Origin of the sequence: Cryobacterium sp. TMT2-14 (genome assembly GCF_004402465.1) — a bacterium.
Lineage (GTDB): Bacteria > Actinomycetota > Actinomycetes > Actinomycetales > Microbacteriaceae > Cryobacterium > Cryobacterium sandaracinum.
Genome location: NZ_SOFV01000036.1, coordinates 1 through 21,269, shown reverse-complemented (window position 1 = coordinate 21,269; position 21,269 = coordinate 1). Strand labels below are relative to the sequence as shown.

The window sequence follows — 21,269 nt, the reverse complement described above, 5'->3', positions numbered from 1 at the left end:
CTTCAGAAGACCGATCGGGCCGGGGGCCGATCGGGTAGGGGTGGCGATGCGTTCCGGCGGTGGCCCCGACCGTCGGGAGTCATCCGGCATCCGTTCAGATTTCGCCCGGTCTCGCCGCGTAAGCTGTCGCCGTGGCTGCAATCAACCTGGGAATGCCCAAAGTACCTGAAGTTCTCGCTCCGCGTCGCAAGACGCGTCAGATCAAGGTCGGCAAGGTACTCGTCGGCGGCGACGCGCGGGTGAGCGTGCAGTCGATGACGACGACACCGACCACGAACATCAACGCGACCCTGCAGCAGATTGCCGAGCTGACGGCATCCGGCTGCGACATCGTGCGCGTCGCCGTGCCCAGCCGCGACGACGCCGAGGTGCTGCCGATCATCGCGATGAAGAGCCAGATCCCGGTCATCGCCGACATCCACTTCCAGCCGAGCTACGTGTTCGCCGCGATCGACGCCGGCTGTGCCGCCGTGCGCGTCAACCCGGGAAACATCCGCAAGTTCGACGACCAGGTCGGCAAGATCGCCGCCGCGGCCAAAGCAGCCGGCGTCTCCCTCCGCATCGGCGTCAACGCCGGCTCGCTCGAGCCGAGCCTGCTGCAGAAGTACGGCAAGGCCACCCCGGAGGCGCTCGTCGAGAGCGCCGTCTGGGAAGCCAGCCTGTTCGAGGAACACGACTTCCACGACTTCAAGATCTCCGTCAAGCACAACGACCCGGTGATCATGGTCAAGGCCTACCGGCTGCTCGCCGAACGCGGCGACTGGCCCCTGCACCTCGGCGTCACCGAGGCCGGACCGTCGTTCCAAGGCACCATCAAGAGCGCCACGGCGTTCGGTATCCTGCTCGGCGAAGGCATCGGTGACACCATCCGGGTGTCGCTGAGCGCGCCCCCGGCCGAGGAGATCAAGGTGGGCCTGCAGATCCTGCAGTCGCTGAACCTGCGCGAGCGCAAGCTGGAGATCGTGTCCTGCCCGAGTTGCGGTCGCGCCCAAGTCGACGTGTACAAGCTCGCCAACGACGTCACCGACGGCCTCGAGGGCATGACCGTGCCGCTCCGGGTTGCCGTGATGGGTTGTGTCGTTAACGGACCGGGCGAGGCCCGCGACGCCGACCTCGGCGTGGCGTCGGGTAACGGCAAGGGCCAGATCTTTGTGCGCGGCGAGGTCATCAAGACCGTGCCGGAGTCGGAGATCGTCGCGACCCTGATCGAGGAGGCCAACCGGATGGCCGCCGAGATGCCGCCGAGCGAAGACTCCCTCGGCGCCCCCGTCGTGACGGTCGGCTCCAACTAGTCGAGATCCAACGAGTCCAGCGAGTCCCATTCGCTGGGTCGCGTCGCGTCGCGTCCGGGAGATCAGATCTCAGGCGCCGCGTGCATGACGTTCATCACAGGTGCAACACCGTACCAGCGTTGAACCAATTCGACGGAGATTTTCACGTAGTGGGGACTTTTCGCGGGCTCTAGGGCCGATTCCGGCAGAATCTCCGTCGAATTCGTTCGGGAGAGGGAAACTGCCGGGGCTCTGATGGGAAGGACTCGTCGGCCGGAACGTGCGGTCATGCGGCGTCGCGGTGCGTCGCTGAGCCAGCCGCGCACACTCGTCATGGGCATCCGTTGTCACGTAAACGCGGGAATTTTTGAGACGCACCGGTTTTCGCGCGTGGGGTGTGCGGCGTGTTGCGAAAATCTCCGAGGTTAGCGACCGGCCGCAACGGATGCCCGGGGCGGGAGCCTCCGCACGTCGGGTCGCCAGGTCTCGGCGAGCGCGACCGCCGCTGGCGCGACCGCCGCTGGTGCGACCGCCGCTGGCGGCACCTCGGTCAAGACGGTTCGCGGCGCGGGTTGTGGAATCCGGCGGACCGCGGAACAGGTGTCGGCGTCCACCGGGTGCGCCGCGACGTCTGTCCGCGCGCCGTAAAGTGGGTGAGTGCCTATTCGTATGTCCAACTACTTCCTCCGTACCCTCCGCGAAGACCCCTCGGACGCCGAGGTCACCAGCCACCGCCTGCTGGTGCGCGCCGGCTACATCCGCCGCCAAGCCCTCGGAATCTTCGCGTGGCTACCGATCGGTCTGCGCGTCAAGGCCAAGATCGAGACGATCGTGCGCGAGGAGATGGCCGCGGCCGGCGCCTTCGAGGTGCACTTCCCGGCCCTGCTGCCGCGGGAACCCTACGAGATCACGGGCCGCTGGGACGAATACGGCGACGGCCTCTTCCGGCTCACGGACCGCAAGGGCAGCGACTTGCTCCTCGCCCCCACCCACGAAGAGGTCTTCACACTCCTCGTGAAGGACCTCTACAGTTCCTACAAGGACCTGCCCCTGTCGATCTTCCAGATCCAGGACAAGTACCGCGACGAGGCCCGGTCCCGCGGCGGGCTGCTGCGCGGCCGCGAATTCACGATGAAGGATGCCTACTCCTTCGACTACACGGATGCCGGCCTCGACACGAGCTACCAGGCTCAGCGCGACGCCTACGAGCGCATCTTCACCCGGCTCGGCCTCGAGTACGTCATCGTTCAGGCGGATGCCGGCGCAATGGGCGGCTCCAAGAGCGAAGAGTTCCTGCACCCGACCCCGGTCGGTGAAGACACCTTCGTACGCTCGGCCGGCGGCTACGCGGCCAATATCGAGGCGTTCCGCACGGTCGTCCCGCCATCGATCGACTGGGCTGGCTTCCCCGCCGCCGAGGTCTTCGACACCCCGGGCACCCCCACCATCCAGACCCTGGTCGACCGGGCCAACAGCGATCATCCGCGTCCCGACGGCCGCGTCTGGACTGCCGCGGACACCCTCAAGAACGTCGTCCTCGCGCTCATCCAACCCGACGGCACCCGTGAACTCCTCGTGATCGGCCTCCCCGGCGACCGCGAGGTGGACCTCAAGCGCGTCGAGGTGGCCGTCACCCCCGCCGAGGTCGAGGCCGCGAACGAAACGGACTTTGCCAAGTTCCCCGGGCTGGTCAAGGGCTACATCGGACCCTGGAGCGCGAACGGAGCGGTGTTCGGTGAGAAGTCGACCACCGGCATCCGTTTTCTGGTTGACCCGCGCGTCGTGGAGGGCACCGAGTGGATCACGGGCGCGAACGAGCCCGACCGCCACGTCTTCGGTCTCGTCGCCGGCCGGGATTTCGCGCTGGGCGGCACCATCGAGGCCGCCGAGGTTCGCGTCGGCGATCCCGCGCCCGACGGCTCCGGCCCGGTGGAGCTGGCCCGCGGCATGGAGATCGGCCACGTTTTCCAACTCGGCCGAAAGTACGCTGAGGCGCTGGGCCTCAAGGTTCTCGACGAGAACGGCAAGCTCGTCACGGTCACGATGGGTTCCTACGGCATCGGCGTCACCCGCATCCTCGCCACCATCGCCGAACTCAACAACGACCCGAAGGGGCTGATCTGGCCCGAGACGGTCGCGCCGTTCGACGTGCACGTGATCGCCACCGGCCGGGACGATGTCGTCTTCGAGACTGCCGAAACCGTTGTCGCCATGCTGGAGGGCACCCAGCGCGACGTGCTCTACGACGACCGCCGCAAGGTGTCGCCGGGCGTCAAGTTCGGCGACGCGGAACTGATCGGCATCCCCGTCATCGTCATCGTGGGCCGTGGCGCCGCCGACGGCATCGTGGAACTCTGGGACCGTCGCACCGGTGGGCGCACCCAGGTGGCCATTGCCGAACTGGCCGCCAGCTTCGCCTGAGCGCCCGGCCCGGCTGAAGGTTCAGAGGCGGGCGAGCCGCGCCTGGGCGAAGCAGTACACGCCATAAGCGATCACTCCGGCGCCGACCAGCACCAGGATCGCCACCCCGAACGGCAGCGCCACGAGTGATTTCAGCGCACCGTCCATGCCGGTGGCCTTCTCCGGGTCGAGCGTGAAAGCCGCCACGGTGAAGAGGATGCCCACGGCGGCCAGCGCGATGCCCTCCGCTATGTAGCCCACGGTTCCGAGGATGACGACCACCGTGCCGGCCGGGCCGCCGGGCACCGTGATGCTGTCGGTGAAGCCATGGCTGGCGCCGCGGTGAACGAAGACGCCGCCGATCACGACCACGGCCAGGCCGGCGACGAAGAGCAGCACGACGCCCCCGGGAATCGACAGCAGTCTCGCGGTCGAGTCGCTGGCTGTTTCCGACGAGCTTGCCGAGGCTCCGCGGGCGAACGTGAACGCCGTCCCCGCGATGAACAGGAAGACGACACCCTTGCCGATCAGGACGGCGCGGTGGGCCCACTTGCGTTTCGGATCTTGGGCGGGTTCGAGGAACACCTGTACCAGATACCAGAGGCCGAGCGAGGCCAGGCCGAGAACCACCGTCCAGAGCACGAACACGCCGCCGGGGGTTTGGGCCAGCTGCCCGAGCGCGCCAGACTGGTCTGCCGACTCGCCACCGGCGCCCGTTGCCACGCTGATTGCGATGGCGCCGATCATGATGTGAAGCAGGCCGTTCACCGCATAACCGGCGCGGGCCAGAAGTTGGAAAGTGCGGCTGCCCTCGACGGTGCGTGCAGCGTGGTGAGCGTTGTCGGATACGGAATCGGCGGCCATCCGCCCAGCGTAGCGCCGCGCTCGGGCCGAGGGGAAGGCAGTTTCGGCGCGGGACGGGCCTGGGTCGGGTGACGGGCGTCCGGGGATTCGGCTAATCTAGGACGAGCCCGCTGCGCAGTTTCGCGGCGGCAAGATCTGAATAGAGGAGGCCGGCCATGGACATCGACCTCAGCGTGTTGCGGCAGTTGGAGCGCGAGAAAGAGATTCCCTTCGAGGAACTCGTGCGGATCATTGAGCAAGCAATTCTGACGGCCTACGTGAAGCACACCCAGCAGGGTGAAGTCTCCACGAAGCAGGTCGTCGAGGAAGAGCCGGAAGCGCGCGTCGTCCTCGACCGCAAGACCGGCCACGTCGACATTTTTGTGCCCGAACACGACGAAGAGGGCAACGTCGTCGGCGAAGCCGTCGACAACCCCACCGACTTCGGTCGCATCGCGGCCTTCGCGGCCAAGCAGGTCATCAACCAGCGTCTGCGCGACCTGGCCGATGACGCTGTGCTCGGTGAATTCAAGGGCCGCGAGGGTGAGATCGTCGCCGGGATCATCCAGCAGGGTCCGAACCCGCGCATGATCCACGTCGACTTGGGCACGATCGAGGCGATCCTGCCGCCCGAAGAGCAGGTGCCGAGCGAGAGCTACGTGCACGGACAGCGCATTCGCGTCTATGTCACTGCCGTCGGCAAGGGCCTCAAAGGCCCGCAGATCACGGTGTCCCGCACGCACCCTTCGCTGGTGCGTCGCCTCTTCGCCCTCGAGGTCCCGGAGATCGCCAGCGGCGTCGTCGAAATCGTCTCGCTTGCCCGTGAGGCCGGTCACCGCACCAAAATGGCCGTTCGCGCCACGGAGCCCGGCGTCAATGCCAAGGGCGCCTGCATCGGCGAACTCGGCCAGCGCGTGCGCGCCGTCACCGTGGAGCTCAACAACGAGAAGATCGACATCGTCGACTACTCGCCAGACCTGGCCACCTTCGTCGCCAGCGCACTGTCGCCGGCCAAGGTCACCAGTTCCTACGTGATCGACGAATCGATCAAGGCCGTCCGAGCCCTCGTTCCCGACTACCAGCTGTCGCTGGCGATCGGCAAGGAAGGTCAGAATGCGCGCCTCGCGGCCAAGCTCACGGGTGCGAAAATCGACATTCAGCCGGACAGCATTCTGGAGGACACGGAATAGGGGGTACGATGGATCCCGTTAGAACGTGCATTGGATGCCGTTTGCGCGCTCCGCGATCCTCACTTCTGAGGGTTGTAGCCCGAGAATCGGAACTCGTGGTGGATGAAACCGCCACTCTGCCTGGGCGAGGCGCGTGGCTGCATCCCACTACCGCGTGCTTCCAGGACGCACAGCGGCGACACGCTTTCGGGCGTGCCCTTCGCGTGACCAGTTCAATGGACGCGAATCAACTAGAGAACAGGCTGAACAGGCTTATGGATAACTAATGAGCGGCTCGAAATGAGACCCGTCCGTTACTAACGGTCTGCCCCTTTCCGGGTGCAGACCCGGAACAGGAGAATTGTGGCTGCGAAACCACGCGTACACGAGATCGCTAGCGAGCTCGGCGTCGACAGCAAGGTTGCCCTTGCTAAATTGAAAGAGATGGGCGAGTTCGTCAAGGGCCCGTCCAGTAGCGTTGAACCCCCGGTAGCGCGCCGTCTGCGCGCCGCCCTGGCGGCCGATGGCTCCAGCACCGCGGCTCCCGCCGCCACTGCCACAGCTCCAGCCGGCGCCACCCCCATCGCCGCGACAACCCCCGCAAAGCCGGGCGGCGCACGTCCGTCCCCGGCCAAGCTGGCCGTCAAGCCGGGTGTACGTCCCGTCGTCGAGGTCCCCGCAGCGGTTGCTCCCACCGCGGACGCCCCGCCGATGCCGACTGCCCCGCTCACAGTCGCCGAGCGTCAGGCTCAGGCTGCCGAGAAGGCTGCGGCTGCCGCGAAGGCTGCGGCTGCCGCGATCGTCACCGAGACCGTGTCCGCGACGGATGCCCCGGTCGCCAAGACCGCGGGTGGCGCTTCGGGCGCAGCCAAGCCCGGTGCGTCCGTGCCGAAGCCGCCGGCGGCTCGTCCGGGCAACAATCCGTTCGCCAGCAACCAGGGCATGGGCAAGACCCCGAGTCCGCGTCCCGGCAACAACCCGTTTGCGAGCGCGCAGGGCATGGGCCAGCGCCCGCCGTCCACGTCTTCGCCCAGTAACATTCCGCGCCCCGCGGCCCCGCGCCCCGGTGCACCTCGTCCGGGTGGACCCGGGCAGGCCCCGCGCCCGACTGGTTTCGGTCAGCGTCCGGGTGCGTTCCAGCGTCCCGGTGGCGCTCCGGGTGGTGCCGGCGGCGCACGCCCCGGCTTCCAGCGTCCTGGTGGCGCCCCGGCCGGAGCCCCCGGCTTCGGCCCGCCCCGTCCTGCCGGCGGTGGCGGCGCCGGAGGTCGCGGTCGCGGCCCCGGCGGCGGAACCGCTGGCGCGTTCGGTCGCGGTGGAGGCAAGAACAAGGCCCGCAAGTCCAAGCGGACGAAGAGAGCAGAGTTTGAGCTGCGCGAGGCTCCGTCGCTGGGTGGCGTGAGCGTACCCCGCGGCGACGGCGGAACCGTGGTGCGTCTGCGCCGCGGTGCGTCCATCACGGACTTCGCCGACAAGATCGACGCGAGCCCCGGAAACCTGGTCACGGTCCTGTTCCACCTCGGTGAGATGGCCACGGCAACCGAGTCGCTCGACGAGGCCACGTTCGACGTTCTCGGCTCCGAGCTCGGTTACAAGATTCAGATGGTCTCTCCGGACGACGAAGACCGCGAGCTGCTGCTCGCCTTCGACATCGACATCGACCAGGAGCTGGAAGACGAGACGGATGACGAGCTTGTCGCCCGTCCCCCCGTCGTCACCGTCATGGGTCACGTCGACCACGGCAAGACCGCGCTCCTGGACGCCATTCGTAACGCGAAGGTGGCCGCGGGCGAAGCCGGCGGAATCACGCAGCACATCGGTGCCTACCAGGTCATCACCGAACACGAGGGCATTGAACGCGCCATCACCTTCATCGACACACCGGGCCATGAGGCGTTCACCGCCATGCGTGCCCGTGGTGCCCAGGTGACGGACATTGCGATCCTCGTGGTCGCGGCGGACGACGGCATCATGCCGCAGACGATTGAGGCGCTCAACCACGCCCAGGCCGCCAACGTGCCGATCGTGGTTGCAGTCAACAAGATCGACAAGCCCGGCGCCAACCCGCAGAAAGTGCGCCAGCAGCTCACCGAGTTCGGTCTCGTCGCCGAAGAATACGGTGGAGACGTCATGTTCGTCGACGTGTCGGCGAAGCAGGGCACCGGCATCCAGGAAGTCCTGAACGCCGTGCTCCTCACCGCTGACGCCGGTCTCGACATGCGGGCCAACCCGGACAAGGACGCTCGCGGCGTGGCCATCGAGGCTCGCCTCGACAAGGGGCGTGGCGCCGTGGCGACCGTGCTCATCCAGTCGGGAACACTGAACGTCGGGGACTCCATCGTGGCGGGAACGGCCTACGGCCGCGTTCGTGCGATGGCAGACGAGAACGGCGTGCCCGTGCTCGCCGCAACCCCGTCCCGTGCCGTCCAGGTTCAGGGCCTCTCCAGCGTGCCGCGTGCAGGCGACACCTTCCTGGTGATTCAGGAAGACCGCACGGCTCGTCAGATCGCCGAGAAGCGCGAAGCCGCCGAGCGCAACGCCCTGCTGGCCAAGGCCCGCAAGCGGATCAGCCTCGAAGACTTCACCCGTGCACTCGAAGAGGGCAAGGTTGAATCACTCAACCTCATCATCAAGGGTGACGTTTCCGGTGCTGTTGAAGCCCTGGAAGAGTCGCTGCTCAAGATCGAGGTCGACGATTCGGTTCAGCTGCGCATCATCCACCGCGGAGTCGGTGCGGTCACGGAAAGCGACGTCAACCTCGCCACCGTCGACAACGCCATCATCATCGGCTTCAACGTGCGCCCCGACACGAAGGCACGCGAACGCGCAGCCCGTGAAGGCGTGGATGTGCGCTTTTACTCGGTCATCTACAACGCACTCGAGGACATCGAGAACTCCCTCAAGGGAATGCTCAAGCCCGAGTTCGAAGAGGTGCAGAGTGGTGTCGCCGAGATCCGCGAGGTGTTCAGCTCCTCCAAGTTCGGAAACGTCGCCGGCGTCATCGTACGGTCGGGCGTCATCACGAGAAACGCCAAGGCGCGGGTAATCCGCAATGGTGTCGTCGTGGGAGACAACCTGGGCATCGAGTCACTGCGCCGGTTCAAGGACGATGTCACCGAGGTCCGTACGGACTTCGAGTGTGGTATCGGCCTGGGCAAGTTCAACGACATCCAGATCGGTGACGAAATCGAGACGATCGAAATGAAGGAAAAGCCGCGGGTCTAAGGACGTACGGATGATGGGTGTGGGTTTCGCTGGGTTCCTGAACTCGGACGCGGCGGGGCCCGCACCTTCGGTAATATTTCGACAATAGGAGTTAGACCATGGCAGATCCGGCACGCGCCAGGAAAATGGCCGACCGCATCAAGGTCATCGTGGCCAAGCGCATCGAACGCGGACTCCGCGATCCGAGGCTCGGTTTCGTGACCATCACCGACGTGAAGATGACCGGTGACCTGCAGCACGCCTCGGTGTTCTACACGGTTTACGGTTCGGCGGAGGAACGAGCCGACAGCGCGACAGCGCTCAAGGCGGCTACCGGCATGCTGAGGAGCGAGGTCGGTAAGAACATCACCGCCCGGCTGACGCCGTCGCTCGAATTCATCGCGGACGCCATCCCGGAGAACGCGGCCCTGATCGACGACCTGCTGCGTGAGGCGCGCGAGCGCGACACGCAGGTCGAGGAGCAGGCTCGCACGGCGAAGTATGCCGGCGACGAGGACCCCTATGTCAAGCCGCGCGAATACGACGACGACGACGACGACGAAGACGAGGAAGACGACGAGGAAGACGACGAGGTGCAGCCCGGGGGCGGCCAACACGCCGAAGTTCCCGCCGGGTCGGATTTGCAGAAGTAAGGAAGCAACACCTGCCGGTCAGTGACCGGCCGGCCGTGCCGGCCCGCATCATCCGTCAGCGGTGTGCGGGCCGGTTCGGCTTTTCTCGCGCCCGAAGGGGCTTATTCCTGCGGCAGGGTGTACTCGCCGGGTGCGGTGGCAATGGCGAGGCCGTCGGACAGCAAGCCCGCCAAAGCCCGGTCACGCTGGGGTGAGTCGGCCCACAGGTCGGTGATCTCGGCATCCGTCACCGGGTGCCGGGTGGCGCGAAGCTCGGCCATGATCAAGCCGCGCACCTTTCGGTCGCTGCCCTCGAACTTCTTCTGCACGGCTTTGCGCGGGCCGGAATAGGGCGGGTAGTCCGCCAGGCGCCAGGCGCAGGCGGCGCGGATGGGGCAGTCATCGCACCGGGGGATCCTGGCGGTGCAGACCACGGCGCCCAGCTCCATCATGCCGGCGTTGAATACGGCGGCGTCGCTCACGGGAAGTGGGAGCAGCGCGCTCATGGCGTCAAGGTCGCGGGTGCGGCTGGGTGGGGCCGGTTCGGCCTGGCCGGCCACGGCGCGCGCGATGACGCGCCGGGTGTTGGTGTCGACGACCGGATGCCGCAGGCCGTAAGCGAACGCGGCGACCGCTCTGGCCGTGTAGTCGCCGATCCCGCTGAGGGCCAGCAAGGCGTCGACGTCGGCGGGGACCACCCCATCGTGCCGCTCGGTGATCTCCACCGCGGCCGCGTGGAGCCACAGAGCGCGGCGAGGGTAGCCCAGGTTTGCCCAGGCCCGCACCGCCTCGCCGGGCGGGACCGCCGCGAGGTCCCCCGGGGTCGGCCAGCGCTCGAGCCACTCCGCGAGGCGGGGAATCACCCGGTTCACCGGGGTCTGCTGCAGCATGAACTCGCTCACCAGCACGCCCCAGGCGCCGAAGCCGTGCCGGCGCCAGGGCAGGTCGCGAGCATTGCCCCGGAACCAGGCGTTGATGGCGAGGCTGAGGGCAGGGGAGCCGGCTGCAGGAGCAAGCGTGAGCGTGGCATTCACCGTTCTAACCTAGGCTCGAAAGATGAAGCTTGCCTCCACTCCCCGGATCGAGTTCCTGCGGGAACTCGCGACCGAAATCCTTGGCGTCTACGGTCTCGGTCGCACGGTCGTCGCCATCGACGGCACGGATGTCGCGGAGCGCGCCGCTTTCGCCGACGACCTGGCCGCCGTGTTCGATGAGCGGGAGCATCCGGTGTTCTCAGCCTCCCTGCGCGATTTCCGGCGGTCGCGCGCGGAGCAGGAGCGCTTCGGCCCGGAATCTCCCGAGCGGCTGCTGCGCCACCTGTACGACTTCTCGCTGCTGCGGCGCGTGCTGCTCGACCCGTTCCGGCTGGGTGGCAGCACCGGTTTCGTCACCCGAGCGTTCGACGCCGACCGGGATGCCTGGATCCAGCCCACCTGGCTGACCGGGCCGTCCGACGCCACGCTGATTCTCGACGGCGAGTACCTGAACCGCAAGGAGTTGCGCGACCTGTGGTCGTACAGCGTTCTGGTGGAGACCGAGGCGGACGCGGTGCGCTTCGGACCAGGCGGTGCCGAGGATACCGGCATGGTCACCGAGCACGAGGTCGCCGACCGGCTGTACCGCGGCGAGGTGCGTCCGCGCAGCCGGGCCACGGCCATCGTCGACGTGAGCAACCCGGCCGACCCGCGCCGTGTGTTCCTCGACAGCTGCTGATCGGGGTCTTGGGTCACGGGTCGTGACGGTCATCGGCGGAGCGCCGCGAACCGCTCGAGCACGTCGTACGGGGCCAGCGACACCCCGCGTGCCTCAACCTCGTGCACGAGAGTTGTCAGCAGCTCGTTCACGGGCGCCCGCACGCCGGCCAGGGCGGCTTCCCGCACCACCGCGCCGTTGAGAAAGTCGACCTCGGTGAGCTGCCCGCGCTTCAGGCTCTGCTGCGTCGAACCCAGGTTCGGCACGTCGCCCATGCGGGCCTTCAGCCTCAGCGGCAGCACCTGGCCGAGGGCCGGCGGCAGCCGCGAGAAGGCTCTCAACGGCCGGTCGCCGAGCCCCTGCAGGCTGCCGTAACGCACCCCGCGCTTCATCCCCACCTCCACGGTCTCGCGCATGCTCTCGGTCATCACGCGGCGCAGCCCGGCGTGGTCGATGACATTCTGAACGCTCATCCCGGTGATCGCGGGTAGTGCGTTGAGCATGTTGACGACGAGTTTGGTCCACTGGGCACCGACGAAGTTGTCGAGGGCGACGGTGGGCACGGCGCCGGCGAGCACGTCCCGCCAGGCGAGCGTGGCGGCATCCGCGGCGCCGGTTCCCCGGCCCAGATAGGTGGGCGCGGCGGTTGTGATCGTCACCTGGCCGGGTGCCGCGTAATTCGCCGCGATGATCGACAGGGCGCCGAAGCAGTCCGAGCGGGGCAGCAGAGAGCCCGCCGTGAGCACCCCGTCGAGGCCGTTCTGCACGACGATCACGGGGGAGCCGTCGAGCACCCGGGCGTTCTCGCCGATGGCCGCAGCCGCATCCTGGGCCTTGGTGCAGACGAGCGTCAGCTGCGGGGTCCGGGCCAGACGTTCGAGCGCGAGCGGATGCTGGCGTACGGTTCCGAAGGCCCCGGTAAGTGAAATCCCCTCGGCCCGGATGGCCGCCAGCGCCGGTCCGCGCGCCGTCACGGTCACCGTATGACCGGCCCGGGCGAGCAGGGTCGCGAACGTGCCGCCGAGGGCGCCGGCTCCGATCACCGCAATATTCATCCCCCCAGCCTAGGTCGCGCCCGATGGGTCAGCGCCGGACCGGGGCCGGATACCATGTCAAGAATGAACGAAGCATCCGGCGGGCCAGCCAGCGAACCGACAGTCGAACGGACGCCCGTGCGGCGGTCGATGAAGGTCGGCACCACCGTCAGCGGACTCCTCCTGGTCGACAAGCCCCAGGGCTGGACCAGCCACGACGCCGTCGCCCGCACCCGCCGCCTGGCCGGCACCCGCAAGGTCGGCCATGCCGGCACGCTGGACCCGATGGCCACCGGCCTGCTGATCCTCGGCATCAACAGTTCCACCCGCCTGCTGACGTACGTCGTCGGCCTCGACAAGGAATACCTGGCAACAATTCGACTGGGTACGTCGACGACGACCGACGACGCCGAGGGTGAAGAGCTGGCGCGGGCATCCGTCGACGCCGTGGCCGCCGTCACGCCGAAAGCCGTCGCGGCCGGAATCGGCGCCCTCACCGGCGCCATCGCGCAGCAGCCCAGCTCCGTCAGCGCCATCAAGATCGACGGCAAGCGCGCCTACGCCCGGGTGCGCGCCGGCGAGGAAGTGGACCTGCCGGCCCGCCCCGTCACCGTGAGCGCGTTCGAGCTGCTCTCCCTGACCCCGGGCGACGGCTTCCTCGACCTCGAGGTGCGGGTGGAGTGCTCCTCCGGCACGTACATCCGGGCGCTGGCCCGCGACCTCGGCGCCGCCCTCGATGTCGGCGGCCACCTCACCAGCTTGCGCCGAACCCGGATCGGCCCGTTCGGCATCGACATGGCCCAGCCGCTCGCCGAACTCGACGTCGCTGCCGGACTGATCGGCCCGACGGATGCCGCCACGCGCATCCTGGGACGCCTCGACCTGACAGAGCAGCAGGCCATCGACCTCGGACACGGCAAGCGCATCGCGGTGGACGGCGCAGTCGGCACCGACGCCGAAGCCGGCACGGCGGTGCCGGTCGGCCCGGTGGCCGCGGTCGCGCCGGACGGCCGGTTGGTCGGCCTGGTCGAGTACCGCGGCGACCACGCCAAGTCCCTGCTCAACTTCCCGCTTGATCAGGTCGCCGATGCCCCGCAAACCGTGGCAGCCCCGAAGGCCACCGCATGATCGAGTGGTTCATGTGGCTCCAGTTGGCCGTGGCCACCCTCGCCGGCCTACTCTGCATCGCCCTCGGCCTGGCCGGGCGCAAACCCAGCGACCTCACCATGGGTGCCACCGCGCTCGTGGAGCTACTGCTGATCGTGCAACTCGTCGTCGCGATCGTCGCCCCGCTCACGGGCAACACCGCGACCGGCAGCCTGCTCGAGTTCTACACCTACCTGATCAGCGCAATTCTCGTGCCCGTGGCCGCCGCAGCCTGGGCGCTGATCGAACGTAGCCGCTGGAGCACGGTCATCTTGGGCGTCGCCGGGCTGGGCGTCGCCGTGATGGTCTACCGCATGTGGCAGATCTGGACCGTCCAGGGCCTGTGAGATTCAGGGCCGAGAAGTCCGGCGCCCGTGAAATCAGATCCACGGATGCTGCGATAATTAGGAAGCCATGACCGCAGAGCAGAGCAACGCCGCAGGGACGCCCGCCGAGAGCGCTCGGTCGACCCCGGTGACCGGCATCGGGCGCGTGCTGATCGCCGTCTACGGCCTCCTCGCGCTCGCCGCCACGGGCCGCTCCTTCGTGCAGATCGCCTCCAAATTCGCCGAGGCACCGTTGTCCTACTCATTGTCCGCGCTGGCCGCGGTCGTCTACATCGTCGCCACGGTGGCCCTGATCAGGAGCGGCGGACGCTGGCGCCGCGTGGCCTGGATCACGATCGGCTTCGAGTTCGCCGGCGTGCTGGTGGTCGGCACCCTCAGCCTCGTCGACCCGGCCCTGTTTCCGCACGACTCGGTCTGGTCGTTGTACGGCCGCGGCTACCTCTTCATCCCGCTCGTGCTGCCGGTCCTGGGCATGTGGTGGCTGTCCCGGAGCGGTAAGGTGCGCGAGTGAAGGTGCTGCGCGGCGTCGCCGATATCCCGGCCGACTGGCCGGCCTCCGCGGTCAGCATCGGCAAGTTCGATGGCGTGCACGCGGGGCATCGCGCGGTCATCGCCGAGTTGCAGGCACTCGCCGACAGCGACGGATTGGCCTCCGTGGTGGTGACCTTCGACCGGCATCCGCTCGCCGTGCTTGCCCCCCAGGAGTGCCCACAGACCCTGATCAGCACCGAACAGAAGCTTGCCTTGCTCGCCGAGACCGGCGTGCGCGCCACCCTTCTGCTCGAGTTCACCGCGGCGTTGGCCGCTCTTTCGCCCGAGGATTTCATTGAGAGCATCGTGGTGCAGGGGCTTCACGCGCGCACCGTGCTGGTCGGCCGCGACTTCCGGTTCGGCGCTCGCGGCGCCGGCGATGTGCACCTATTGCAGGAGCTGGGGGACCGGTTCGGGTTCACCGTGCGCCTGATCGACGACGTGAAACCAGACCGGATGCGCCGGGTCTCGTCGACCTGGATCCGCGAGCTGCTCTCCCGCGGCGAGGTCGGCGCGGCCACTACCCTGCTCGGGCACAACCCGACCGTGCGCGGGGAGGTCGTGCACGGCGCGAAGCGAGGACGCGAACTCGGCTTTCCCACGGCCAACCTGTCACCGGCGTCCGAGGGGCTGATCCCCGCGGACGGGGTCTACGCGGGCTGGCTGACGGATGCCGGTATCCGCTACCCGGCGGCCATCTCGGTGGGCAACAACCCCACCTTCGACGGTGTGGCGCAGAAGCAGGTCGAGGCCTTTGTGCTCGACCAGGACATCGACCTGTACGACCATGTGGTGGAGGTGTCCTTCGTCGAACGTATCCGCGGCATGGTCGCGTTCACCGGAATCGAACCGTTGATCGTGCAGATGCACGATGACGTGGCAAAGATCCGCGGCATCCTGGCCTGACGCGGGCATCCTGGCCGGACCGGGCATCTCGCTGTTGAGAGTCGGCTACTTGGTCGGGCCGCTGCTTGTCGGGCTGCTGCTTTTCGGGCTGCTGCACCAGCTGACCGGCGGCTGGACCTGGCCGCTCGCCTTCCTGATCGGCGCCGCCCTGGCCGCTACGCTGGCCGGCGCCGTGCTGCCCAGTGTCCTGCTGCCTGCCTAATGCCCTGCTGCCTGCCTAGCGCCCTGCTGCCCGCCCAGTGCCCCGTGCGGCCTCACGAATTCGACGGAGATTCTGGCAAAAAACCGGGTGAGACCGGTCTCAATGCCGGCTGAGAGCAAAATCTCCGTCGAATTGGTTCAGGGGCGGGCGGGCAGGCGGGCCAAGGGCGCGCGAAGGGCGCGCGGGCGGGGGAGTGGGTGACTCAGGCGACCAGATCGGCGCGGTGGATGAGCGCCGCGGCGCCGATCAGTGGGCCGTCGCCGGAGAGAGCGGATGCGACGACGCGCACCCGGGTCGCGAAGGAGAACACCGTGCGCTCGGCGACGGCCGCTCGCACGTAGTCGAACAGGTCCGGCGTGACGTGTGAGAAGCCGCCGCCGATCGCCACCACGTCGAGGTCCACGAGGTTCGTCGCGGAGGCGATCGCCTGGCCGATGGCCTGGCCGCAGCGCTTGACCGCACTGATCGCGATCGGGTCTCCCGCGGCGTATGCGGCCGAGAGGTCTTCGCCGGTGAGGCCCGACCAGCCCTCGGCGCGCGCCCAGGCCACGGTGCGCGGTCCGGATGCGACGGCCTCGAGGCATCCGGTGCCGCCGCAGGCGCAGGCGTCGTCGAACCCGCCGACTTCGATGTGACCGATGTGCCCGGCGTTGCCGGTCGGCCCGGAAACGGTGGACCCACCCAGGATCAGGCCGCCGCCGATGCCGGTGGACACGACCATGCCCATCAGGCTGTCGGCGCCCCTCCCGGCGCCGAGCCAGTGCTCGGCGAGCGTGATGCAGAGGCCGTCCAGGCGCAGGCGCACGGGCGCCTCGGGCACGAGGGCCGCGACACAATCCCGTAAGGGGTAATCCCGCCAGGCCGGCAGATTCAACGGAGAGACTGTCCCCGTGTCCACGGTGATCGGTCCGGCGGTGCCGATTCCGACGCCGAGGAGGGCGTCTCCGGCCGGCAGGCTCGCTCGGGCGCGGGTGACGACGGTCCGTACACTGTCCGCGAGTTCCTCGGCGGTTTTGACCGGGCCGGTGGGGGCGCGGTGCCGGCTGGCGGCGAGCACGACCCCCTGCTCGTCGACGAGTGCGGCTTCAACCTTGGTGCCGCCGAGGTCGACGGCGAGAGCGTAGCTGGTGGGCATGACATCAGCCTAGGGCGTGCAGAGTTGCAGGGTCGATGCTCGAATGCGCAGATGAGCAACATGATCAACAGGCGTTGATCGGGAGAGACCGGCGACTTAGGCTGGACCCGAACGGAACGGAGCACCATGACGGACACCGACGAACTCTTATCCATTCGCGCGGCCGAGCTCTACTATGAGGAAAACAAGACGCAGGACGAAATCGGCACCGTTCTCCGCCTCACCCGCTGGAAGGTGGGCCGGCTCCTCGCCCAGGCCAAGGCCAGTGGCTTCATCCGCATCGAAATCGTTCACCCGCGCGCCCGTCGTCTCTCCATCGAACGCCGGCTGCGCGAGACCACGCAGCTGACGGATGCCATCGTCGTCTCCTCTGCCGGCGTCTCCACTGACGAGGAACTCCAGTCCCGCACCGCCCAAGCTGCCGCCGACTACCTCACGGGCCTCCGCCCGGTGCCGCGAACGCTCGGCATCAGCTGGGGCCGCACCCTGCACGAGGTGTCGCTGCACCTGGCCCAGGGCTGGGCCAGCGGCGTAAACGTCGTGCAGATCAACGGCGGAGTCAGCCTCAACCGGCGCGCCGGCACCGCAGCCGCGACGGCCGTCACCATTGCTCACAAGGCCTCGGGGGCGGCGACGCTGCTGCCGAGCCCCGCCATCCTCGAGCGCCTCGACACCAAGACCGCGATCGAAGCCGACCGCTCCGTCGCCGCCGTGCTGAACCTCGGCGCCGCGGCATCCGCCTACCTGTTCAGCGCCGGCCAGGCCGACCAAAACTCGGCTCTCGTCGACAGCGGTTACCTCACCGCAGAACAGGTCGCCGAGCTCGTACGCAAGGGCGCGGTCGGCGACATCGTCGGCCGGTACATCGACAGCAACGGCAACATCGTCGACCCGGAACTCAACGGCCGGACCGTCGGCATCCAGCTCGAAGCGCTGCGTCACGCGAAGACCGCCATCGCCGTGATCACCGGCGGCTCCAAACACTCCATCGCCCGCGCCGTCGTCGGCAGCGGCCTGTGCACAGTGCTCGTCACCGACGAAGACACCGCACTCGCCATCCTCGGCGAAAACGCCTGACCGCACCCCGACCGCAAGGACAATTCATGACTACCAGCCAAACGGCCATGGCCCAGCTGAACACCGGGGAACGCGCCCTGGCGCTCATCGGCGGCGAAGCCACGGATGCGAATCTGCGGCGTTACCTGCACGGCATCCCCGGCATCGACGCCGTCGGCTTGGAGCAGCGTGCCTCCGACCTCGGCACCCGCTCGATCAAGACCAGCTCGAAGAAGTGGGCGATCGACAAGATCATCAGCCTGATCGACCTCACCACCCTCGAGGGGGCCGATACCCCCGGCAAGGTGACGTCCCTGGTCGGCAAGGCCCTCACGCCCGACGCCGGTGACCTCAGCTGCCCTCGCGTGGCCGCGGTCTGCGTCTACGGCGACATGGTGCCGCACGCCGTCGCCGCTCTCGGCTCCGCGCACTCCGCGGGCACGGATGCCGGCGTGAACGTCGCCGCCGTCGCGACCGCGTTCCCGAGTGGGCGCGCGTCCCTCGCGATCAAGCTGGCCGACGTGCACGACGCCGTCGCGGCCGGCGCCGACGAGATCGACATGGTCATCGACCGTGGTGCGTTCCTGTCCGGCAGGTTCGGCCAGGTCTACGACGAGATCGTGGCGGTCAAGCAGAGCTGCCGCCGCCCCGACGGCAGTTTCGCCCACCTCAAGGTGATCCTCGAGACCGGGGAGCTCAGTACCTACGACAACGTGCGCCGCGCGTCGTGGCTGGCCATCCTGGCCGGCGGCGACTTCATCAAGACCTCCACCGGCAAAGTGCCCGTCGCGGCCACCCTGCCCGTGACCCTCTCCATGCTCGAGGTCGTGCGCGACTGGCATCGCCTCACCGGGGCGAAGGTCGGTGTGAAGCCGGCCGGCGGCATTCGCACGTCTAAAGACGCCACCAAGTACATCGTGACCGTCGCCGAAACCGTGGGCGAGGAATGGCTCACGCCGAGCCTGTTCCGATTCGGGGCGTCGAGCCTGCTGAACGACGTGCTGATGCAGCGCCAGAAGATGACCTCCGGACACTACTCCGGCCTTGACTACGTGACGATCGATTGAATCTCGACAAGCTCGATCACCGACAACTCGATCAACCTTGATTGGAATAACCATGAGCTTTCTTGACTACGCTCCCGCCCCGGAGTCCCAGGCCGTGCTGAACCTTCGGGGGGACTACGGACTCTTCATCGACGGGGAGTTCGTCGCCGGTCGGGGTGAGCCGTTCCAGAGCATCAACCCGGCCACCGAGAAGCAGATCGCAATGATCGCCCACGCCGACGCGGCGGATGTCGACGCGGCGGTGGCCGCCGCCCGTCGCGCCTACGACAAGACCTGGTCGAAGCTCTCCGGCAGCGATCGCGGCAAGTACCTGTTCCGCATCGCCCGCCTTGTGCAGGAGCGGGCCCGTGAGCTTGCCGTCGCCGAGACCCTCGACAACGGCAAGCCGATCAAGGAGAGCCGCGACGTCGACGTGCCTCTGGTTGCCGCCTGGTTTTTCTACTACGCCGGCTGGGCCGACAAGCTCGACCACGCCGGGGTCGGCCCCACGCCGTCCGCGCGGGGCGTCGCCGCCCAGGTGATCCCGTGGAACTTCCCCCTGCTGATGCTGGCTTGGAAGATCGCCCCGGCCCTCGCCGCCGGCAACACGGTCGTGCTCAAGCCGGCTGAGACCACCTCCCTGACCGCGCTGTTGTTCGCCGAGATCCTGCAGCAGGCCGACCTGCCCGCCGGCGTTGTCAACATCGTCACGGGCGGCCGCGACACCGGCAAGGCCCTCGTCGGGCACCCCGGCGTCAACCTCGTCGCGTTCACCGGCTCCACCGGCGCCGGCCGGGCCATCGCCCGCTCGGTCGCCGGAACCGACAAGAAGGTCATCCTCGAGCTCGGCGGCAAGGCCGCGAACATCGTCTTCGACGACGCGCCCATAGACCAGGCGATCGAGGGCATTGTCAACGGCATCTTCTTCAACCAGGGCCACGTCTGCTGCGCGGGCAGCCGCCTGCTCGTGCAGGAGTCGATCCACGACGATGTCATCGACCGCCTCAAGGCGCGCCTGTCCACGCTGCGCCTCGGCGACCCGATGGACAAGAACACCGACATCGGCGCCATCAACAGCGCCGAGCAGCTGGCGCGCATCCGGGAGCTCACCGACATCGGCGAGCAGGAAGGCGCCGAGCGCTGGAGCCCGGACTGCGTGCTGCCCGAGGCCGGCTTCTGGTTCAGGCCGACCATCTTCACCAACGTCTCCACCAGCCACCGCATCGCCCGTGACGAGGTATTCGGCCCGGTGCTCTCCGTGCTGACCTTCCGCACCCCGGCCGAGGCCATCGCCAAGGCGAACAACACGCCGTACGGACTGTCCGCCGGAATCTGGACCGAGAAGGGCAGCCGGATGCTGGCCGTCGCCGACAAGTTGCGTGCCGGCGTGATCTGGGCGAACACGTTCAACCGCTTCGACCCGGCCAGTCCATTCGGCGGCTACAAAGAGTCCGGCTACGGGCGCGAGGGCGGCCGCCACGGGCTTGCCGCATACCTCAAGCCCGCCGCCGGTCGCGCGGCCGCGCGCACCGTGACGGCCGCGCCCGCGGCATCCATCGCACCGGCCGTTGCTTCGCCGGCCGCGGAGAAGACCCCCGTTTCCCGAAAGAAGGCAGCCAAGTGACCCGCCTCGCCGTTCCCAAGACCTACAAGCTCTACCTCGGCGGCAAGTTCCCGCGCAGTGAGTCGGGCCGGGTCTACGAGATCCGTTCCCACGACGGGGAATTCCTCGCCAACGCCGCGAAGGCCAGCCGCAAGGATGCCCGGGACGCCGTCGTCGCCGCCCGCTCGGCCCTCGGCGGCTGGGCCGGCGCCACGGCCTACAACCGCGGCCAGGTGCTTTACCGCATTGCGGAGTTGCTCGAGGGGCGCCGGGCCCAGTTCGTCACCGAAATCGTGCAGTCGGAAGGCGTGAGCACCGCGGCAGCATTCGCCCAGGTCGACGAGGCCATCGACCGCTGGGTCTGGTACGCCGGCTGGGCCGACAAGTACCTGCAGGTGGCCGGCAACGCCAACCCGGTTTCGGGTCCCTACTTCAACCTCTCGGTGCCGGAGCCCACGGGCGTCGTCGCCATCATCGCGCCGCAGACCGGGGGTTCCCTCCTCGGTCTCGTCAGCGCGGTCGCCCCGGCGTTGGTCTCAGGCAACACCGTGGTCGTCGTCGCGAACGAGGCCATGCCGCTCTCGGCGATCAGCCTGGGCGAGGTGCTCGCCACTAGTGACGTGCCCGGCGGCGTAGTCAACATCCTCACCGGGTCTCCCGCCGAGATGGCGCCGTGGCTGGCCAGCCACGCCGACGTCAACGCCCTCGACCTGGTTGGCGCCGGCGATCTCGACTGGATCCACCTCGAGATCGACGCGGCCGAGACCCTCACCCGGGTGCTGCAGCCCGAGAACGGTCCGGATGCCGCGAGTCCCTCCCTGGCGCGCGTCCTGGCGTTTACCGAAACGAAGACGATCTGGCACACGAAGGGCCTGATCTAGCCCGCGCCCGCCTGACGAATTCGACGGAGATTTTGCCCAAAACGGCGCAAAACCGCCTTCCGGGCCTCAAAACCCCAAAATCTCGGCTCTCCTGCTTCATCTGTGGGTGTTTCGGAGCGCCTTAACGGCCGCACGCCGCTTCCTGTCTAGGTTTCTGACTGTCTAGGAACAGAA

20 protein-coding genes are annotated in these 21,269 nt (G+C 68.1%); 16 read left to right on the top strand and 4 right to left on the bottom strand.

Annotation, left to right across the window (positions count from 1 at the left end):
• Positions 1-131: 131 nt before the first annotated feature.
• Both ispG and E3O28_RS12755 read left to right on the top strand, forming a co-directional pair.
• The gene (gene ispG, locus E3O28_RS12760; RefSeq protein ID WP_174720143.1) at positions 132-1,292 is read left to right on the top strand and encodes a flavodoxin-dependent (E)-4-hydroxy-3-methylbut-2-enyl-diphosphate synthase; all 1,161 of its coding nucleotides are present in this window, start codon (positions 132-134) and stop codon (positions 1,290-1,292) included.
• A gap of 636 nt (positions 1,293-1,928) precedes the next feature.
• Positions 1,929-3,692 carry a proline--tRNA ligase gene (locus E3O28_RS12755; RefSeq protein WP_174721904.1) on the top strand — a complete coding sequence of 588 codons (1,764 nt, stop codon included), beginning with the start codon at positions 1,929-1,931 and terminating at the stop codon, positions 3,690-3,692.
• Between the two features lie 21 nt (positions 3,693-3,713).
• Here the strand turns inward: E3O28_RS12755 and E3O28_RS12750 are convergent, their stop codons facing one another.
• Complete coding sequence (locus E3O28_RS12750; RefSeq protein WP_134343307.1) at positions 3,714-4,535, bottom strand: DUF1206 domain-containing protein; 822 nt, start codon at positions 4,533-4,535, stop codon at positions 3,714-3,716.
• A 155-nt stretch (positions 4,536-4,690) separates the two neighbouring features.
• On the opposite strand from E3O28_RS12750, the gene nusA reads away from it, so the two are divergent.
• The 4 genes from nusA (at position 4,691) to rbfA (ending at position 9,537) form a co-directional block, all read left to right on the top strand.
• Positions 4,691-5,704, top strand: coding sequence for a transcription termination factor NusA (gene nusA, locus E3O28_RS12745; RefSeq protein ID WP_104100266.1), 1,014 nt, complete (start codon positions 4,691-4,693; stop codon positions 5,702-5,704).
• Between the two features lie 8 nt (positions 5,705-5,712).
• On the top strand, positions 5,713-5,970 hold the full coding sequence (locus tag E3O28_RS12740) for a YlxR family protein (protein ID WP_134416279.1): 258 nt from the start codon (positions 5,713-5,715) through the stop codon (positions 5,968-5,970).
• Positions 5,971-6,046: 76 nt separating this feature from the next.
• On the top strand, positions 6,047-8,905 hold the full coding sequence (infB, locus tag E3O28_RS12735) for a translation initiation factor IF-2 (RefSeq protein ID WP_134343304.1): 2,859 nt from the start codon (positions 6,047-6,049) through the stop codon (positions 8,903-8,905).
• 98 nt (positions 8,906-9,003) lie between these two features.
• Positions 9,004-9,537, top strand: coding sequence for a 30S ribosome-binding factor RbfA (gene rbfA / locus E3O28_RS12730; protein WP_134416277.1), 534 nt, complete (start codon positions 9,004-9,006; stop codon positions 9,535-9,537).
• A gap of 101 nt (positions 9,538-9,638) precedes the next feature.
• On the opposite strand, the gene E3O28_RS12725 is transcribed toward rbfA, so the two are convergent.
• Positions 9,639-10,493, bottom strand: a complete 855-nt coding sequence (locus E3O28_RS12725; RefSeq protein WP_166784823.1) for an A/G-specific adenine glycosylase — start codon at positions 10,491-10,493, stop codon at positions 9,639-9,641.
• A gap of 79 nt (positions 10,494-10,572) precedes the next feature.
• Between E3O28_RS12725 and E3O28_RS12720 the strand changes: the two genes are divergently transcribed.
• Positions 10,573-11,229, top strand: a complete 657-nt coding sequence (locus E3O28_RS12720; RefSeq protein WP_104100262.1) for a hypothetical protein — start codon at positions 10,573-10,575, stop codon at positions 11,227-11,229.
• Positions 11,230-11,258: 29 nt separating this feature from the next.
• Here the strand turns inward: E3O28_RS12720 and E3O28_RS12715 are convergent, their stop codons facing one another.
• Complete coding sequence (locus tag E3O28_RS12715) at positions 11,259-12,263, bottom strand: ketopantoate reductase family protein (RefSeq protein ID WP_104100261.1); 1,005 nt, start codon at positions 12,261-12,263, stop codon at positions 11,259-11,261.
• Positions 12,264-12,392: 129 nt separating this feature from the next.
• Between E3O28_RS12715 and truB the strand changes: the two genes are divergently transcribed.
• From truB to E3O28_RS12690, 5 genes are all read left to right on the top strand, one after another.
• Positions 12,393-13,370 carry a tRNA pseudouridine(55) synthase TruB gene (gene truB, locus E3O28_RS12710; protein WP_134371831.1) on the top strand — a complete coding sequence of 326 codons (978 nt, stop codon included), beginning with the start codon at positions 12,393-12,395 and terminating at the stop codon, positions 13,368-13,370.
• The gene (locus E3O28_RS12705) at positions 13,367-13,735 is read left to right on the top strand and encodes a hypothetical protein (RefSeq protein ID WP_104100259.1); all 369 of its coding nucleotides are present in this window, start codon (positions 13,367-13,369) and stop codon (positions 13,733-13,735) included. Before truB ends, E3O28_RS12705 begins: the two co-directional genes overlap by 4 nt.
• 67 nt (positions 13,736-13,802) lie before the next feature.
• Positions 13,803-14,246 (top strand): hypothetical protein, encoded by a 444-nt coding sequence (locus E3O28_RS12700; protein ID WP_104100258.1) that lies wholly within the window; start codon positions 13,803-13,805, stop codon positions 14,244-14,246.
• Positions 14,243-15,172, top strand: a complete 930-nt coding sequence (locus E3O28_RS12695) for a bifunctional riboflavin kinase/FAD synthetase (protein ID WP_134416275.1) — start codon at positions 14,243-14,245, stop codon at positions 15,170-15,172. The genes E3O28_RS12700 and E3O28_RS12695 overlap by 4 nt, the downstream gene beginning before the upstream one ends.
• Positions 15,138-15,374 (top strand): hypothetical protein, encoded by a 237-nt coding sequence (locus E3O28_RS12690; protein WP_134416273.1) that lies wholly within the window; start codon positions 15,138-15,140, stop codon positions 15,372-15,374. Before E3O28_RS12695 ends, E3O28_RS12690 begins: the two co-directional genes overlap by 35 nt.
• Before the next feature lie 202 nt (positions 15,375-15,576).
• On the opposite strand, the gene E3O28_RS12685 is transcribed toward E3O28_RS12690, so the two are convergent.
• Entirely contained in the window at positions 15,577-16,509 is a 933-nt protein-coding gene (locus E3O28_RS12685; protein ID WP_104100255.1) for an ROK family protein, read from the bottom strand.
• A 126-nt stretch (positions 16,510-16,635) separates the two neighbouring features.
• Here E3O28_RS12685 and E3O28_RS12680 point away from each other — a divergent pair, with 126 nt between their 5' ends.
• The 4 genes from E3O28_RS12680 to E3O28_RS12665 are packed head-to-tail and all read left to right on the top strand — an operon-like array spanning position 16,636 to position 21,095.
• Positions 16,636-17,586 carry a sugar-binding domain-containing protein gene (locus tag E3O28_RS12680; RefSeq protein ID WP_104100254.1) on the top strand — a complete coding sequence of 317 codons (951 nt, stop codon included), beginning with the start codon at positions 16,636-16,638 and terminating at the stop codon, positions 17,584-17,586.
• A gap of 26 nt (positions 17,587-17,612) precedes the next feature.
• Positions 17,613-18,632, top strand: a complete 1,020-nt coding sequence (deoC, locus tag E3O28_RS12675; RefSeq protein ID WP_134416271.1) for a deoxyribose-phosphate aldolase — start codon at positions 17,613-17,615, stop codon at positions 18,630-18,632.
• 52 nt (positions 18,633-18,684) lie between these two features.
• On the top strand, positions 18,685-20,235 hold the full coding sequence (locus tag E3O28_RS12670; protein ID WP_104100252.1) for an aldehyde dehydrogenase family protein: 1,551 nt from the start codon (positions 18,685-18,687) through the stop codon (positions 20,233-20,235).
• A complete protein-coding gene (locus E3O28_RS12665; protein WP_104100251.1) occupies positions 20,232-21,095 on the top strand; it encodes an aldehyde dehydrogenase family protein in 864 nt (287 codons plus the stop codon). The genes E3O28_RS12670 and E3O28_RS12665 overlap by 4 nt, the downstream gene beginning before the upstream one ends.
• Positions 21,096-21,269 lie beyond the last annotated feature (174 nt).